This window comes from Marinagarivorans cellulosilyticus, from assembly GCF_021655555.1.
GTDB lineage: Bacteria > Pseudomonadota > Gammaproteobacteria > Pseudomonadales > Cellvibrionaceae > Marinagarivorans > Marinagarivorans cellulosilyticus.
Genome location: NZ_AP023086.1, coordinates 2,864,090 through 2,881,838 on the forward strand (window position 1 = coordinate 2,864,090; position 17,749 = coordinate 2,881,838).

A 17,749-nucleotide genomic window follows, 5' to 3' on the forward strand; every position below is an offset into this window, starting at 1 on the left:
AATTTTAAGAGTTAAGCATGTTTATAAAAAAAGCCGTATTTGTTAATTGGGGTAATATCCCCAAGCTTGAATTTGATTTCGGCCCAGTTAATTTATTTTCTGGCGGTAATGGTTCAGGCAAAACAACCGCTGCCGATGCCTTGCAGGCATTGATGACTGCTGCGCATGACAATTTATTTGCGTTTAACCCAGGACAGGACGAAACCACGCAAAAAGGGCGTGGCGGTAAGCAGGTGCGGACTTTGGCGTCTTACTTACTAGGTTGTGACGATGGTAGCTATGCTAGACCTTACGCCACAGATGGTTATGTGGCGGCCGTGTTTTACCCTACAGAAGGTGAGGCGGCTGAGCCTTTTTCGGCCATTATGGCGATGCGCGGTCATATTGAAACGGGCGGTAGCCAGAAACAGGCGCGCTTAGATAATCTGTTTTTTATGATTATACCTGGCGAGTCGGTCTCGCTTGATTGTTTTGTACGCGACTTTAACGATGGCAAGCATATTAAACCCACGACTGAGGTGGCCGCTTATTTAAAGCAGCGTTTTGCTGCTAGCACAGTAGAAGTTTACGATAAAAAAGGTGCTTACTTGCGTCGCTTGTATGGCGCCTTGCGCGGCCGGCCGGACGCGGTACCCGACCGCGAAGCAAAGCATGCTGCGCGTACTTTGGCTAATTTCATGGCCTATAAACCGGTAAAAAGTATCCATGATTTTGTGGCCGGTGAAATACTCGAGGCTAAAGATCTTGGGGATGCGATCCGTAATGTTTCTGATTTAATGAAAACAATCCATCAAATGGAAGCTTCTGCTGGCGCGGTAAAAAATGCCATTGGCTTACTTGGCAATGCCGCAGCGAGTAGCCGCGAATACATTGATACATGGGTGGATTTAGCGTTATCGCGCTATACCGAAGCGACCCGCCATGTGTTGAGCGCGCAGAATAATTATTTAGCGTTACGCCGTGAGAAAAAACAAACCGATACCGCCTTAACGCAAGCGCAAGAGCGTAGCGAGTTAGCGCGCGAACGCAAGCGCCAGCAACATAAAAGCATTGTTCAGCTCGAGGCGAAGCGCCAAGGTATTGATGCCTTGCGCGATAAAGATGTACTGCAGCAAACTGCCGATAAAGCGCAAAAAAATATGGCGCAATTGGTCGAGCCATTTCTGACAGAAGTCGCTAACGCGCAAAATAATGCGACATGTGCAGAATTTTTATTACAGGCTAGTCAGCAAACCAGTTTAGGTTTAGAACTAAAGTTTTTGAGCGACCCAGCTTTTCAAAAGTTGTCGCGTGCGATTGTTAATGCTGGTGAGTTGCGCACGCTTGATGCGCGCAAGGTTTTTAACAGTGATTGGCTTGGCTCTGCTCCGTTGGAGCAGCTAATGGATAAATCGCTGGCTTGGCAAGCCGAACAAAATAACTGGGTGGCTGATGTGACAGCCGCAGATGGCGATTGCGGTAATTCCCGCCGCGATGCGGTGGAATCTTTATTGGCTGAGCGCAAGCAAGCATTGGAGCGTTTAAAGGCAGAGTGTTTGGCGCTGGGTAACGATGTGCAATTGTTGATGTCGAGCCAAGTAAATTACCCACCTGCGGTAGTTGCTGCGATTAAAGCCATAGAGGAAGCCTGCCCAAAAGCAAACCCCAAAGTATTGTGTGATTACGTTGAAGTGCTGGAGCCGGAGTGGCAAATGGCCATTGAGGGCTATTTGGGTGGCGCGCGCTTTAGTTTGCTGGTTGATGCTGAATACGAAGCCGATGCGATTGCAGCGGTGCGCAATATGCGCGGTCATAAACGCAATAGTGCACGGGTTATTCAAGGCGAAAAAGCCGAGCGAGATGCCGATCGTTTTAACCCTGTTAAAGGCTCAATTCTGGAGGTTATGGACTTTAGCCACAGTACGGCAAACGCCTATATTAAAGCCTCCTACGGTAATGTAGTGCGCGTGGATTCAGCGCAAACGCTTAAACATACCGCGCGCGGTATTACAGCCGAGGGTTTAGGCTCGGGTAACTACAGTTTGTGGCGTTGTGATTTAAATGATGCCGAATTAGTTTTTGGTCAAGGTGCACGCCAGCGCGCTTTGGTGGCGAAGCAAGAAGAGTTGGATCGTTGCCAAAAGCGCTTACAAGATGGTTTAGAGCAGTTTGCGCAGTTGCAGGCGGTTGTGGCCAAAATGGCTGGCGTCAAACCGTGCCGTATTGCCGATGTATTAGAGCAATTACTTGAATTGTCGCGCCAGTTAACCCAGGCACAAGAAGCGCTGGCAAATATTGATGCCGGTGAGGGCAGTGACTTAGAGCGCGAGCTTGAAGAGATTCAACACCAGTATCAAGAGCAAGAGGATCAGCAAAAACAACACGAGCAGGATATTGGGCGCTACCAAGCGCAGCTTGCCGCGCTCGAAAAGAAAGTAACGCTACTGCTAGACGAGCAAGATCTAGCCGAAAAACAGCGTGAAATACTTGAAGATGCTGTGCAAGATATTGCAAAAGTGCATCCACGTTTTGACATTGAAAAGGCATTGCTCGATGCCGATGCAAGTGCGGAAAAAGCCGCCGAGAATTCACTAGCCGAGAAATTGAAAACATCGCAAGAGCAGCTTACGCGTTGTGAGCGTGAACTATTCAATATTGTTCAGCAATACAATATCGATGCAGGCGTGGGCGACTCTCTACTTTACGACGCAGGTGTTTCGGAGATGCACAGCTTCGATTTCTTTAAACACCTTGTGCATTTACAAGGGGCGATTGAATCGCTGCATACCCGCTTTAAAAACAATATATTGGTTTCCAAACACAAAGAACTTACAGCGTTAAAGGAATCGTTTAATACGGCTTTTGTTACCAACTTGTGCCATTCGATTTATCAAGCAATTAATGAGGGCGAGTTTGTTTTAAACGAGCTGAATAACGAGTTGGCTCATCATCGCTTTGGCGCCGATCGTGAATGCTACTCTTTTGCCACCCAGTGGGTGCCTGAATACAAAGAGTATTGGCAATTCTTTAAAGCTGTTATTGCAAACCCACAGCTTGGTGATGGCAAAACGTTATTCGAATTGAATTTAGATAAAAAGCATGCACGTATTCGTGATGAATTGCTCAGTATGCTGTTAGATGAAGACGAGCAAACAGCGCACCGGGAATTACAGCGCATTAGTGACTACCGCAATTATCGGCGCTACGAAATTTATAAAGAGCCAGCAAATAAGGCGCCGATTGCGCTCAGCGAATATGGCACGGGCTCTGGCGGGCAATTAGAAACGCCAGCTTATATTATTCGCTCCGCGGCGGTAACGTCGGCTTTTCGTTTTAACGAAGGTAAAGCGCATTTGCGGATGGTCATGGTTGATGAAGCTTTTTCCAAAATGGATGAAGGGCGTTCGCGAGAGGTGATTAATTACTTAACGGATGCGTTAGGGCTGCAGCTTATTTTTATTATGCCGACCAGTAAATCTGGTCCATTCTTAGATTTGATTAGCAACCAATTTGTGTTTGCAAAATGCCCAACATTGCAGCCTGTTGGCGAGCTTAAAACGCGTGTTTTTGTCGATCGAAAAGCGTGTAATACCGATAAAATTAAAAACCTATGGGCAAAGCACCGCAAAGTTATTCGGCATCAGGCAATGCTTGATTTTATGGAAGAATTTGCCCCAGAAGCCTCAGAGCAATAGTTGGCTTGAGGCTGGCTTACTGATTAAGCCAGCTTTCTAGAATAAGCCTGGCGGCAATGGCATCGATGGGGTTTTGTCCGTAGTTGCCTTTGTGGCCGCGCTCAGCGGCCTCGGCTTTTGCTTCTCGAGTGGAAAGGCGTTCGTCCATCATGTGTACGGTTATGCCAAAGCGGCCATGAAGGCGGTTAGCAAATTTTTTGGTGCGGGTAGACAGTTCGCTATCGGTACCATCCATATTTAAAGGTAAGCCGACAATGGCGGTATCTATCTTCCATTCTTTAAGCAGTTTTTCGACTTGCTCCCAATTAGGGATACCATCGCGCGCTGCCAGCGACGGTTGTTCTGATGCCGTACGTGTGATGCTCTGGCCAATGGCCACACCAATATTTTTAAGGCCGTAGTCAAAACCAATAATATAACCCACGATTAAGCGTTTCCGCCGACAGCTATGGTGCCAGGGTCTATTCCCATTTTTTCGTACAGGCTGTTCCAGCGCGCCTCGGCGGGCTGGTTAAAAAGGGTGTCAAAGTCGGCGTCTATGGTGAGCCAGCAATTTTCTTTTAGCTCTGTTTCTAACTGCCCAGGGCTCCAGCCAGCAAAACCCAGCGCAAAGAGGTAGTTGCTGGGTCCATCACCTTGTGCAATGGACTCTAGCGCATCTTTGGAGGCTGTAAGCATTAGTTCGTCTGTAACGCGCATAGACGTGTGCCAATCGTGATCGCTAGGCGTGTGCAGTAAAAAACCGCGCTGTGGCTTTACCGGCCCCCCCTTAAGGACACTGGTTGTGGGCAGCTCTATTGGGTTGGGCAGATTGAGTTGTTTAAAAACTTCGGGTAACGAAAGCTCTAAAGGCTGGTTGATCACAATGCCCATAGCGCCTTCGTCGCCGTGATCGCAAATGAAGGTAACCGCTTTATCAAAGTTTCTATCTTCCATTGTAGGCAGGGCGACTAAAAACTTATTGCGAAGCGATAGTGGGCTGTTTTGCATTGTATTCTCTGCGTTATAACGTTCGATACTTACACTCTATGGCCGTAGTTTAAAAAATCAATACCTGTGCGACGGGCTACAGGCATAACATGAACTAGCGGGTCGCTTGAGTCGATAAACCGGTGATTTCAAAGGACCAAATGCGCGTTATTTCGAGTTTGTCGTGGCCGTCAAGCACATCGCTAGGGATCTTCTCGAACGGGGCTGCTAGGTGGACCATTTGAAGGGCAGACTGGTTTAGCAGTGGGTGGTCAGATGGACTAATAATTTCCACGTCATCGATGCTGCCATCGGCATTTAGGGTGACAACCATCATTAGCGTGCCGAACAATTCTTGCTGCAATGCTTCTTGTGGAAAGTTGCGGTTACCTACGCTTTCTACACGCGAATTCCACGCGTGAAGGTATGCTGCATCAGAGCTGGCTTTGGTGGCTTCGGTTTGAATGCGCTTTACCTTTGGGCGAAGAGCCTCTGATTGACGTAATTTATCCAGCTTGGCTTGTAGGGCTGTGTATTCGGGGTTGGAAATAGCAATATCTTCGTCTTGTGCTTTGATGGTTTGCTCTTCTGGTGTTTGCTCTGTTTGAGTATCGTCCTCAAACTGCAACCGGCTGTTGGCAGTGGTTTGCAATGTTTCGGACTGCTCCTGCGCTGCTTGTGTCGTTTTTTGTTGTGGTGGCGGTGTGATGTCGCGAATTACCGTGTCGTTAAAGTCGGCCTGCTCGTCGGTGAGTAGCTCTTGCACTTTATCTGAAGTGCCGCTGGCTTCTTGGTTGTGTTGGGCTAAAAAATCGGCTTTTTCAGGCGCATTTTGGCTCATTTGTGTTGCTAGCGTAATGTTGAGCGTTGGAGCAATTTTATCGGCCCCGGGTATTTTGAACCCTATTTGCAATAACAAAAACAAGTGCAGCGCTAAGGCTGCAAAAAAAGTGAAGCTGAGTCGGTCGCCAGTGGATACAGAAGAGCTAATGGCCATAAAAAGTCGTCTTAGAGTATTGTCGTTATTGTTGTCGCGGTTACATTTAGGATAGCGGCCAAAAGTGCTGCATGCGTTATTTGGCCGATATCCGTTGCTATATGGCTATCCTAGCGTTTTTTACTCAAGAATGCCTCATCAATGGCACTTATGAGACGTGGGCCAATATTCGTAGAATAAGCGGCATCAATTTCGCGAATGCAAGTGGGGCTGGTGACGTTGATTTCAGTCAGGTAATCGCCAATAACGTCTAAACCAACAAAAAATAAGCCCTTGGCCCGAAGAGTGGGGCCTACGCGGCTAGCAATTTCCTTGTCTCGCGCTGTAAGTGGTTGCGCCACGCCTTGCCCGCCTGCTGCTAGGTTGCCTCGTAATTCGCCATCGGCGGGTATGCGCGCTAGGGCATACTCAACGGGTTCGCCATTGATCATTAAAATACGCTTGTCGCCAGCGCTAATGGCGGGAATAAACTTCTGCGCCATGATGTAATCGGTGCCGTTGTCAGTGAGCACCTCAATGATAGAGGCCAAATTGCTATCACTTTGCTTGCAGCGAAAAATACCACTGCCGCCCATGCCATCGAGTGGCTTGAAGATGACATCATTGTGTTTTTGGTGAAAGGCTCGCAGTTTGGCTAAATTGTTGCTAACGAGTAGTGGGGGGCAGCAATCAGGGAATTGCGTTGCAAAAAGTTTTTCGTTGCAATCGCGCAAGCTTTGCGGGTTATTCACAACCAATGCGCCGGCGGTGGCCGCGCGTTGAAGAATATGGGTCGCGTACAAGAAGGGGCTGTCAAATGGCGGGTCTTTGCGCATCATGATGGCGTGCTCGCTACCTAGAGCCAGCGTATGCCTTTCGCCCAGCTCAAACCAATGTTTTGCGTCATCAAATACCGTAAGTGCTTGTACGTCTGCAAACGCGTTGCCATTTTCGATAAATAAGTCGCTAAGTTCAGCGTAAGCAAGTGGCCAGCCTGCAGCTTGGGCGGCTTGTGCAATGGCTAGAGTTGAATCTTTTTTGAAATTAATATCCGCGATAGGATCCATCACGAAAATCATCAGCTTGTTCATAGCTAAACCCATTTGTGGGGCCATATATTCAATCTAATGGCTACATGTGCGATTTATGCCAAAATAAACGTGCTATTAATTGGCGCTTTTCATTCAGTTGAGCGATTATAAATGGTGTAGCGCAAAAGCTCAGCTTTTACGCGTTCTGATGTTGTTAGGCCTTTGCTAACCACCGCACTATATAACGTGCCGGTGATAGCCAAGAGTTGGCGTAAGGCCAATTTCTATGTTAAAAGGTACTCCCGCTGGATGCGACCAAAGAAACAGGGCGATCCCTGTTATGACAACTTTTCAATAACTTATAACTACTAGGGTCTGTCTATGGATGTGAACCTCGAACATCTAAAAGTTATGGTCATCGACGATAGTAAAACGATTCGTCGCACGGCCGAGACTTTACTCAATAAGGTGGGCTGCGAAGTCATTACCGCGACTGACGGTTTTGACGCATTAGCTAAAATAGCTGACTCCCGTCCAGATATCATTTTTGTAGATATTATGATGCCGCGTCTTGACGGCTATCAAACATGTGCATTGATTAAAAATAATAGCGAATTCCGTTCTACACCAGTCATTATGTTGTCGAGTAAAGATGGTCTATTCGATAAAGCAAAAGGGCGAATTGTTGGCTCTGATCAATACCTAACTAAACCATTCAGTAAAGGCGAGCTCCTAGGTGCCATTGAGGCACACGTTAAAGTCGCGCAAGCCAGCTAAATGCTGCTTGGTGCATAGCGTAAGGATCTAGCCTGGGTATATTGGGGGATACATGGCTAAAGTATTAATTGTTGACGACTCTCCAACAGAGACGTACAAATTAACAAGCATGCTAGAAAAGCATGGTTATGTGGTGAGTTCTGCATCATCGGGTGCAGACGGCGTTGCCAAAGCAAAAGTAGAGCGCCCAGATCTTGTTCTGATGGATGTTGTGATGCCTGGCCTTAATGGCTTTCAGGCAACGCGGCAGCTCAGTAAGGCACCTGAAACCTCTCACATACCTATCATTATTGTTACAACCAAAGATCAAGAAACTGATCGTGTGTGGGGCATGCGACAAGGGGCGAAAGCTTACCTGACCAAGCCCGTTGATGAACCACAATTGCTTAAAACCATCTCTTCGTTGGGGCAGCTATGAGTTCGAACGAAGGGTTTCAGGCGCTTCTCGATCTTGCGGCAAAAACCCGAACTAACTCATTGCCAATACCTGCTGAAGGCGACGAAGCGCCTCGTCAGAGTGGCATTGGGTTTTCTTTGTTGGGGCGACGGTTTATTGCGCCAATGGGGCAAATTGCAGAAATGTTAGAGATTCCGCCATCAACAAGGTTGCCAGGTGTGCAGCCTTGGGTTATTGGCTTGGCGAATGTACGTGGTCGGTTACTGCCGTTGTTTGATATGGCCGTTTTTTTTGGCGGCACATCGTTGGGGCAGCGACGCCAACAGCGAGCATTGGTGATTGATACTGATCAGTTGTACAGCGGTTTAGTTGTTGATCAAGCTTATGGCATGCAGCACTTTACGAGCGACCTCTACAAAGAACACGTGGATGATGTACCTGATGCAGTGGCACCTTTTGTAAAGGGCGGCTATGTTGATGCTTCCGGTGTTTCTTGGGCGTTATTCGATATGTATGCTATTGCTAACTTTTCTAAATTTATGAATGCCGCATCGGCTTAACGATTATTCGACAGGGTGCTGTCTGTAAGTGTTTAAGTTGTAGCAACACTCAATATTAGTGGTTGAGTGAAATAATAATGAATATTTGCTGATCCAAAAGCAGAAAATTTGATCCATTAGGGAGCATCCTATGAAAAATGATTCGGACGGCCTCTGGTCACGAATTAAATCCAATCGTTTCTTGGCAATTTTAGTTTTAATGCTGCTGGGTTTCGGTGTGTTGACTGGTGTGATCGATTATCGATTACGAGAAGATTCTTCTCAGGATCAGGTATACAAACAAATGGTGGCTGACTTGCGTGCAGCTTCCTATCAACTAACGTCGCTATCGCGCGATGCAACCGCTGGTAATAAGCAGGCCTTTGCCAAGCTAGAAAAAGTGGTCGCCGATATGGATCAGACTTGGGGTAAGATCCAGTCGACAGATGGGCAGACGCGCGCTGTGCTGTCAGAGCAAATTAGTGCTTATGACTCTGCTTGGAAAAAGATAAAAGATAATGCTGGGGTTATTACCGATAACCAAGATTCAATTATTTTGATGCACGATGTTGCGACAACCCTCAATGAGGCCCTACCAGAGCTCCAGCAAGAGCACGATACCATTGTTGAAATTTTGCTTGAGAATGGCGCACCTGCCGAGCAAATATCTGTTGCACAGCGCCAAAGCTGGTTTGCTGAGCGCATTGGTCGTAACGTCGACAAAATGTTACGTGGTGGCTTAGATGCAACACGAGCAGCCGATGAGTTTAACCGTGACGCTAGTCGTTTTGGTAATGTACTAGAAGCCATGAAAAAAGGTGACGTCGCAATGGGGATGGCGAAGGTTACCGACCCAGATGCTGTTGAAAGCCTTGACCAAATCACACGTTTGTTTGCATTTGTAAGTGGCTCGGTAAGTGATATTTACGAGAAGTCCCCAGATTTATTCAGTGCGCGCCAAGCAGCAAACGCGATTATTGATGGCAGCCCATTTTTACTCAAACGCTTAGGTGATTTATCGGATGGCATTAATAACCTGCCCGGTGAGCGCAAAGTTAATAGTAACTTCTTAATAGCCGCCATTGCGGGCGCGGTATTGTGTTTGATTGCGATTGTTTGGGTGTTGAACTTAGCGACTAAACGCCGCTTACAAGAACAAGCCGAAACAAACGAGCGTAACCAAAGCGCTATCTTGCGTTTACTCGATGAGCTAGCTGACCTTGCAGATGGTGACTTAACCACAACAGCAACGGTAACCGAGGATTTCACCGGTGCCATTGCGGACTCGATTAACTACACCATTGACCAACTTCGGGTTCTAGTTTCTCGTATTAACGATACTTCTGCCAACGTATCGGCTGCTTCTGAAGAAACTAAGCAAACAGCTCTTCACTTGGCACGTGCTTCTGAGCACCAGGCGCAAGAAATTGCGGGTGCCTCTGCCGCTGTAAATGAAATGGCGGTTACCATTGACCAAGTATCGGCCAACGCCGCTGAGTCTGCCCGCGTTGCGGAACGTGCGGTATCCATCGCCTTTAACGGCGCTAAGGTGGTACAAAACACGATTAATGGTATGGATACTATTCGCGAGCAGATCCAAGATACTGCAAAACGAATTAAGCGTTTGGGTGAATCGTCACAAGAAATTGGTGACATTGTAAGCCTAATTAATGACATTGCCGATCAGACCAACATTTTGGCACTTAACGCTGCTATTCAGGCCTCGATGGCCGGTGATGCTGGCCGAGGCTTTGCGGTTGTTGCCGACGAAGTTCAGCGCCTTGCAGAGCGTTCTGCAACGGCAACTAAACAGATCGAAGCACTCGTAAAAACCATTCAAAGTGATACCACCGCTGCGGTTAACTCGATGGAGCAAACGACCGCGGAAGTTGTACGCGGTGCTCGCTTGGCACAAGATGCGGGTGTTGCACTTGAAGAAATTGAATCGGTATCGGCGAGCTTGGCTGAGTTGATTCAGAACATTTCGAATGCTGCACGTCAGCAGTCAACATCTGCAGGCCACATTTCGAATACGATGAACGTTATCCAAGAGTTCACCTCTCAAACATCCGCTGGTACATCGGCAACGGCAGAAGCCATTGGGCGATTGGCTCAAATGGCTATTGAACTGCACGAGTCTGTGGCCGGCTTTAAACTTCCAGAAGAAATGGCGAATGAATTGCAGACACTAGCTGCTGCAGCGCCGCCTGCCAACGAAGAAATTTCTCACGACCTTACAGAGCTTTCTTTGGATGGTGAAGAATCAAATCAATTAGGCGAAACAGGTGATTCAGATGACTCTGGCGAGCACGATGAATCGGATGAGCCTGGGGCTCGCGTTTAACACAAGTAGCTAAGACTATGGTTTGGTCACTTCAATCCTTGCCTGAACTCAACGATATTGAGTTCGAGCGCTGGGGAAAACTGCTTGAAGAGCGAGCTGGCATCTATATGGGTGACCAGCAGCGGGTATTCTTGCAGACCCAAGTTGCTATGCGCATGCGCGAACTGGATTTCGACAGTTACTCTAAGTATCTCGATTTCGTGCTAGATGGCGTCTCGGGTATGCTCGAGTGGACGCGCCTGATTGATCGGTTAGTGGTAAAAGAAACAAGCTTCTTTCGCCACAAAGAATCGATTGACATGGTCGCCCAGCATTTAGCCAAGCGCTTAGTCGATAGCCACGATTCAGAAAGCTTTGAATTGTGGAGTGTTGGCTGCTCGTCGGGTGAAGAGCCTTATTCGTTAGCGATGGTGCTGAATGATGCTTACAAATGGGTCAATAAAGATCCGTTGTACGGAATTACTGCCACCGATATTAGCCGTGCGGCTTTGTCGCTTGCGCGAACGGGAATATACAACGAACGCAAATTAGAACGTTTGGACCAAAACTATCGCCAGCGCTACTTTACAACGCTAGACGATGGTAAGTACCAAGTGATATCTAGCCTGCGTGACCGCATTTGTTTTAATCAAGGCAATGTACTGAATATCAGTGAAATGCCAGTGGTTAAGGTGGATGCGATTTATTGTCAGAATTTACTGATTTATTTCAAGCGATGGCTGCGTGAAAATATTATGAACGCCTTTGTGGAACGCTTAAAGCCGGGTGGTATTTTGGTGATCGGACTTGGGGAAGTTGTTGACTGGTCTCACCCGAAAATGAAGCGCATTTCTACAGAAGAAGTACAAGCCTACGTGCACATATAAGAATGGGACCCCCAATGGGAGAAAAACGTAACTACGCAGCCCTTGAGTGGGTAATCGGCGAGATTGGCGATGCTTTAAATGAAGCGCGCCAAGCTTTAGAAGCCTACGCTGAAGATACTCGCGATATTACGCGTATCCGCTTTTGCCTTACGCATATCCATCAGGTTCTTGGCTCGCTCAAGATGGTGGAGTTCCATGGTGCATCTTTATTTGCCGAAGAGATGGAGCACCTGGCGCAAGCTATTATCAACAAAACGGTGGTGAACGAGTCAGAGTCGCTAGAGGTATTGATGCGCTCCTTGCTGCAACTGCCAATTTACCTTGATCATGTGAAGCGCATTCAGGATGACCACCCAGGTGTTGTGCTGCCATTGCTTAACGATTTACGTGCTGCCCGCAAAGAGCCTTACTTAAGCGAGACAAATTTATTTACGCCAGAACTTGCAGCACTTGAAAAAGTAACGGGCACTCGCCACCCGTTGCTGAAAAGCGAGCAAAAGTTAAAAGAAGTTCTTAAAAAACTTTTTGAAATGTACCAATATGCAGCTGCAAGCGTTTTGCGTGGTATAAAAATTGACGAAAACTTAGTTTACGTCAGTAAGGTTTTTACGCGCTTAGAAAATACGTCTGGTGGCACCGTTCAAGGTAATTTATGGCTAATTGCAGGGGCTTTGGTCGATAGCCTCGTTGAGGATGAAATCGAGTTAAGCGTTGCCGTTAAAGGTGTGCTTCGCCGGTTAGCAAAAGAAATAAAAACGTTATACGAAAAGTCGCCAGGTGCATTTGATTTGGCGATAGATGAGTCTCTAGCGCGTAATATTTTGTATTACATTGCGCGCTCTGGTGATGTCACAGAGCGCATTCGTTTAGTTAAAGACACTTACGGTTTAGAGAACGCTTTATTCGAAGGCGCGGTTGAAGGCCGAGATTTCCATAAAAATATGATCTCAGCTCCCGAGCCCGATACCATTCGCTCGGTAGTGGTCGCTTTACGTGAAGAAATGAACACCGTAAAGCAGATTCTTAATCATGTTGTTACCGAAGGTGGTGCAACTTCAGATTTAGAAGCATCTTTGCCGATTGTTAAGCGCGTTGCTGATACCTTAGCGGTGTTGGGTGTTGCTGAACTACGCCATGCTACTAATACACAGCACGATCGCTTGGCTGATGCGTGTACTTCTGCGGATATGGATGTCGAAGAGCTGACGGATGTTGCCAATGAACTGGTCGTTATTGAGCACCGATTAGATGCTATTGCCAAAGGTGCCAACAAAGCCAATATCAACGATCTTAATGAACGCGATGTCGAAATCGATGAGGCCAAAATTGTTGTTCTGCAAGAAAGCCGTATAGGCTTAGAAAAACTAAAGGAAGCAATTGTCGAGTTTTATTCGTCGCAATGGGATAAATCCGCGTTAGGTTGCGCCGAAGGGCTTATCCGTGATGTGCGTGGCGGCTTATCAATGATTCCGCTTGTGCGCGCGGCGACTATTGTCGACATTTGCGGCCAATATATTCAGCAACAATTTATTGCTGATGATTCAGCCCCAACAGCCGATGCGTTAACGGCATTGGCTAATGCTATTGAAGGGGTTGACTATTATTTGGATCGCTTAATTGGCGATTTTACCGATGATGTAGATAGCTTTTTGGAGCTGGCAGAGGAGGCATTACGCGAGCTTGGCTGCAATGTGCCAGATACTGAGTCTGCCTCTAATGACGAGTCATCGCCGGAAGAGCACAGCCCAGCAGCTGTAACGGAAGATAGTGAACAGCCTGTTGAGCCACTATTACCTGCAGCCAGTGACGAAGCCGATCAAATTCCATCGCTACAAGATGAAGCTGCCGAGACCGAGCCTTCCGGTGAGGCCGCACCACAAGCTGCTACCGCAGAGCCTGTGCCCTTTACGCTAGACGCCGATGTTGATGAAGACATTGCAGAGATTTTTGTCGAAGAGGCGCGCGAAGTTCTAGAGACCTTGTCCCAAGCCTTACCGCAATGGCAGGGTGATAGCGTATCTGGCGAGGCCGTCACAACAGCCCGCCGCGCTTTCCACACCCTTAAGGGTAGTGGACGCATGGTTAAGGCCAGCGATATCAGTGAACTGGCATGGTCTGTCGAAAATTTATTGAATCGTATTCTGGATCAAACCCTGCCTGTTGCCGTAGTACAAAAAGACTACATTTCACGGGTTTACGATTTACTGCCAGAGCTTGTCAATGCTTTTGAGCAGCGCGTTATTTCTTCTCAGCAGGCATTGGCACAAACGTATGAGCAATGGGGCCATATGCTCAGCGCGGGTGATGTGCCGGCGGGCTTATTAGCTGACGATGTAACTGCTGTTAACGACGAAGTTGCTGAGACTGTTGAAGCTCAAAGTCACGAAGAAGTTGAGGGCGAGCCTGAAGTCGAAAGTGAACCTTCTGCTGAAGATTTAACTGTAGAAGACGATGCTGCAGAAGAGAAAATTCTTTGGGAGTTGTTTGCCTCGGAAGCGCAAACACACCTCACCGCGGTTGAAGAATTTATTGCTGATATGGATGCTGCCGCGCCTATTTTTACCACTCCAACCGATAGCCTACAGCGTGCTTTGCATACGCTAAAAGGCAGTGCGCATATGGCCGGTGTTACTGCCATTGCGATGATGGCTTCGCCGCTTGAATTATTCATGAAAGAGCTGCGTAGCTATCAGGTCGCTATAGATGCTGACATCTTGCAGCTCATCAAAGATGCGGTGGAATACATCCGTGAAGGCCTCGCCTTTATTGAGCGCAATGAGCAAGCTGAGCTGCCTAAATTAGAGCAGTTTATTGCCCGCGTTGCCGAGCTCAAAGAGGTGCATTTAGGGCATCTAATCCACGCGAATGAAGCTAAAGGCGCTGATGTTGCTCATCCTGTTGACCCTCGAATGCTGGCCATTTTTATGGCTGAAGAAATCAGCTTGTTACTGGACGCTGATGAAGTATTGGATCGCTGGCAGGCGGATTTAGGCCATACCAGTGAATTGCCTGCAATGATGGCAGAGCTGAAAACTCTAGAGACCGGAGCAGAGCAAGCCAACTTCCCGCCAATGGAAAAACTCAGTGGTCAGTTGCACGATTTGTATGCGGCAACACTGGATCATTTGGCGCCGGATAATGATGTTTTTGATACTTTCCGTCTCGCGCACAATAGCCTGTTGGATATGGTGGATGCAGTGGCCGCGGCGCAAACATTGCCGTTACCAAGCGAGCATTTACAGCAAATGCTCGATAGTTACTTAGCGCCCATTTCTGATTTGCCGGAGCTTTCAGCTGAGTTTGATGACGTACAGAGTGATGAATTGGTTGTTGAAGAGCCGCTGACCGAGGAAGCTGCTGCTGATGACCCAATTGCACCACTTGATGACGTAAGCTTAGAGACATCGACTGACGAAAGCTTTGACGAGATAGAGATAGAGCCTACCGTCGGTTACAGTGAGGACGACGATACACTCGACCTATCAGCGATTACCGAAACCGCCAACGAAGGTTCTCTAGATGAGTCGCTAGCGGTGCCGGAAGCTGAAGGCTTTGATATTGAAATGGACTCTTCGGATTTATTTGACTCAGAAAGCTTAGATGCTTTTGCCGAAGCGCTGCCTGCTGGTGACCAAGATGTATCATCGACGAGTACAGAGCTTGATGAGACTCCCGAGGTGGATTCTATTGTGCCGCCTAGCGAATTGGGCGAAGTCGCTTCTGCAGAAGAAACTTTAGCGGCTAGTGACATGTCGCCAGCGCCTACTGAAGCTGGCGACTCTATCTTTGTGGGCGGTGATCCATCATTAATCAATGTCGATGATTTTGATGAAGAAATCATAGAAATTTTCGTTGAAGAAGCCGATGAGTTAGTCGAAGAGTTAGAAGAAGCGATTCACGCCTGGGAGTCTGATTGGGCTAGCACCGAAGCACCTGATGAGATGAAACGTGCGCTGCATACCTTAAAAGGTGGTGCTAGGTTATCGGGCTTGACCGTGTTGGGCGAGCTAACGCACGAATACGAAACTTACTTAATTAATAGTATCGGCCCGGATAATACGCCAAAATTCTTTGACTCGGTGCACCAGTATCAAGATCTAGTACTAAAAGGCGTGCGGGGCGTGAAAGCTCGCTTAGCGGGTGAAGCTGCTCCAGCCGAAACCAAAGCAACCGAAACAGCTGCTACGCCAGTGCCTGAAGAGGCTGCGGCGCAGCGACCTGCAGCGCCGGTCACATCGCTTGAGACAACCGCGCCTGCGGTGATTGAAAGTTCCGATGAGCCTAAGCCTGAGTTCGCGATGCCACCATCGCCAGTACTTCAGGAAGCCAAAAATGTGGCTGCTGCCGCGAAAAAGGCCGGCTCTCAAGAGGTGGTTAAAATTTCTTCTGAATTACTGGAAGAGCTGGTTAACCTAGCGGGTGAAACGTCTATCAGTCGCGGTCGTCTAGAGCAGCAAGTGAGCGACTTTGGCTCTGCAATTGGCGAAATTGATATTACATTGCGTCGCCTGCAAGAACAGCTGCGTCGTTTAGATGCTGAAACTGAAGCGCAGATTGTTTTCCGTCAGGAACAGTTAGCCGAAAACGAAGACTTTGATCCGCTCGAGATGGATCGCTACTCGCAGTTGCAGCAGCTCTCTCGCTCGTTGACCGAGTCGGCCTCTGACTTGGTTGATTTAAAGCGTACTCTTAGCGACAAAGTTAAAGACACTGAAGCCATTTTATTGCAACAACAGCGCATTAATTCTTCGTTGCAAGAAGGTTTGATGCGCGCACGCATGGTGCCTTTCTCGAGGATGGTGCCGCGGTTACGTCGTATTGTTCGCCAAGTTGCTAGCGAGTTAAATAAGCAGGTCAGTTTCGAGCTCGACAATGTCGAAGGTGAAATGGACCGCTCGGTGCTTGAGCATATGGTGGCACCGCTTGAGCACATGTTACGAAATGCGGTGGATCACGGTATTGAATCACCGGCAGAACGCCTAGCGGCAGGCAAACCGGAAAATGGCCGCATCTTGTTAAGTTTTGCCCGTGAGGGTGGCGATATCTTGTTGCGCCTAGCTGATGATGGCCAAGGTATTGCGCTTGAAAAGGTTCGACAGAAAGCCATAGAGCGTGGCTTGATGGCGGCGGAAGCCGAGCTGAGCGATCACGATATCATGCAATTTATTTTGCAGGCGGGCTTTAGTACTGCCGATAACGTCACTCAGATTTCGGGGCGCGGTGTTGGTATGGATGTTGTTGCAGCTGAAATTAAGCAGCTTGGCGGCTCCATGACTATCGAGTCGAAGTCTGGCGTTGGCACGCAATTTACGGTTCGCCTACCGTTTACAGTATCGGTTAACCGCGCGCTGATGGTTAACCTCGGCAAAGAGACTTACGCCATTCCGTTGAATACCATTGAAGGTATTGTGCGGGTGAGTCCTTTCGAGCTTGAACATTACTACAGCCAAGAAGATGCTCGCTTTGAGTACGCCGGTGAAAGCTATGAGGTTCGCTACCTTGGTGGCATGCTTTATGAAGAAATGCAGCCAAGGCTAGAAGGGCAGGTTATGCCTTTGCCAGTTATCTTGGTGCGTTCTGCACAGCATACAATGGCACTACAAGTCGACGGCTTGATGGGGAGCCGGGAAATTGTTGTAAAAAGCTTGGGCGCGCAATTTGCTGCAGTTCAAGGCCTGTCAGGTGCTACGGTTATGGGCGATGGTAGCGTTGTTGTGATCCTTGATCCTCATGCGTTGGTGCGTCGTGCTGTGGCCACGATTGGTTTGGCGGCGCCGACAACGGTACCGGCAATAGAAACGGAGCGCGTTACTAAAACGGTGATGGTTGTCGATGACTCGGTAACGGTGCGCAAAGTAACAACCCGCTTCCTTGAGCGCGAAGGCTTTAATGTTATTACCGCAAAAGATGGCGTGGATGCACTGCAGGTACTGCAAACGCGAACGCCAGATGTGATGTTGCTGGATATTGAAATGCCGCGCATGGATGGCTTTGAGGTTGCGAAAAACATGCGAACATCTGAAGAGTGGGCGCATATCCCGATTATTATGATCACATCGCGTACCGGCGATAAACACCGCGAGCACGCATTAAGTATTGGCGTTAATCATTACTTGGGTAAGCCTTACCAAGAAGAACTGCTATTGGAGAGCATCAACGAGTTACTAGGGACCTAA

At 48.0% G+C, this 17,749-nt stretch carries 11 protein-coding genes; 7 read left to right on the plus strand and 4 right to left on the minus strand.

The window, feature by feature from the left end:
- Positions 1–17: 17 nt before the first annotated feature.
- Positions 18–3,674, plus strand: a complete 3,657-nt coding sequence (locus tag MARGE09_RS11545; RefSeq protein WP_236982060.1) for an ATP-binding protein — start codon at positions 18–20, stop codon at positions 3,672–3,674.
- Positions 3,675–3,690: 16 nt separating this feature from the next.
- Here the strand turns inward: MARGE09_RS11545 and ruvX are convergent, their stop codons facing one another.
- The 4 genes from ruvX to gshB form a co-directional block, all read right to left on the minus strand.
- Complete coding sequence (gene ruvX / locus MARGE09_RS11550) at positions 3,691–4,098, minus strand: Holliday junction resolvase RuvX (RefSeq protein ID WP_236982061.1); 408 nt, start codon at positions 4,096–4,098, stop codon at positions 3,691–3,693.
- 2 nt (positions 4,099–4,100) lie between these two features.
- Complete coding sequence (locus MARGE09_RS11555) at positions 4,101–4,664, minus strand: YqgE/AlgH family protein (protein ID WP_236982062.1); 564 nt, start codon at positions 4,662–4,664, stop codon at positions 4,101–4,103.
- A gap of 94 nt (positions 4,665–4,758) precedes the next feature.
- Positions 4,759–5,640, minus strand: coding sequence for an energy transducer TonB (locus MARGE09_RS11560; protein WP_236982064.1), 882 nt, complete (start codon positions 5,638–5,640; stop codon positions 4,759–4,761).
- Positions 5,641–5,750: 110 nt separating this feature from the next.
- Positions 5,751–6,710 carry a glutathione synthase gene (gshB, locus tag MARGE09_RS11565; RefSeq protein WP_236982065.1) on the minus strand — a complete coding sequence of 320 codons (960 nt, stop codon included), beginning with the start codon at positions 6,708–6,710 and terminating at the stop codon, positions 5,751–5,753.
- A gap of 321 nt (positions 6,711–7,031) precedes the next feature.
- Here gshB and pilG point away from each other — a divergent pair, with 321 nt between their 5' ends.
- The 6 genes from pilG to MARGE09_RS11595 all read left to right on the plus strand — a co-directional run bounded on the left by pilG (position 7,032) and on the right by MARGE09_RS11595 (position 17,749).
- On the plus strand, positions 7,032–7,427 hold the full coding sequence (pilG, locus tag MARGE09_RS11570; RefSeq protein ID WP_053979775.1) for a twitching motility response regulator PilG: 396 nt from the start codon (positions 7,032–7,034) through the stop codon (positions 7,425–7,427).
- 52 nt (positions 7,428–7,479) lie between these two features.
- The gene (pilH, locus tag MARGE09_RS11575) at positions 7,480–7,845 is read left to right on the plus strand and encodes a twitching motility response regulator PilH (protein ID WP_236982066.1); all 366 of its coding nucleotides are present in this window, start codon (positions 7,480–7,482) and stop codon (positions 7,843–7,845) included.
- Entirely contained in the window at positions 7,842–8,384 is a 543-nt protein-coding gene (locus tag MARGE09_RS11580) for a chemotaxis protein CheW (RefSeq protein WP_236982067.1), read from the plus strand. The genes pilH and MARGE09_RS11580 overlap by 4 nt, the downstream gene beginning before the upstream one ends.
- Before the next feature lie 130 nt (positions 8,385–8,514).
- Positions 8,515–10,707: a methyl-accepting chemotaxis protein gene (locus MARGE09_RS11585; protein ID WP_236982068.1), complete on the plus strand. Its 2,193-nt coding sequence runs from the start codon at positions 8,515–8,517 to the stop codon at positions 10,705–10,707.
- A gap of 17 nt (positions 10,708–10,724) precedes the next feature.
- Positions 10,725–11,573, plus strand: coding sequence for a CheR family methyltransferase (locus tag MARGE09_RS11590; RefSeq protein ID WP_236982069.1), 849 nt, complete (start codon positions 10,725–10,727; stop codon positions 11,571–11,573).
- Between the two features lie 14 nt (positions 11,574–11,587).
- Positions 11,588–17,749, plus strand: coding sequence for a hybrid sensor histidine kinase/response regulator (locus MARGE09_RS11595; protein ID WP_236982070.1), 6,162 nt, complete (start codon positions 11,588–11,590; stop codon positions 17,747–17,749).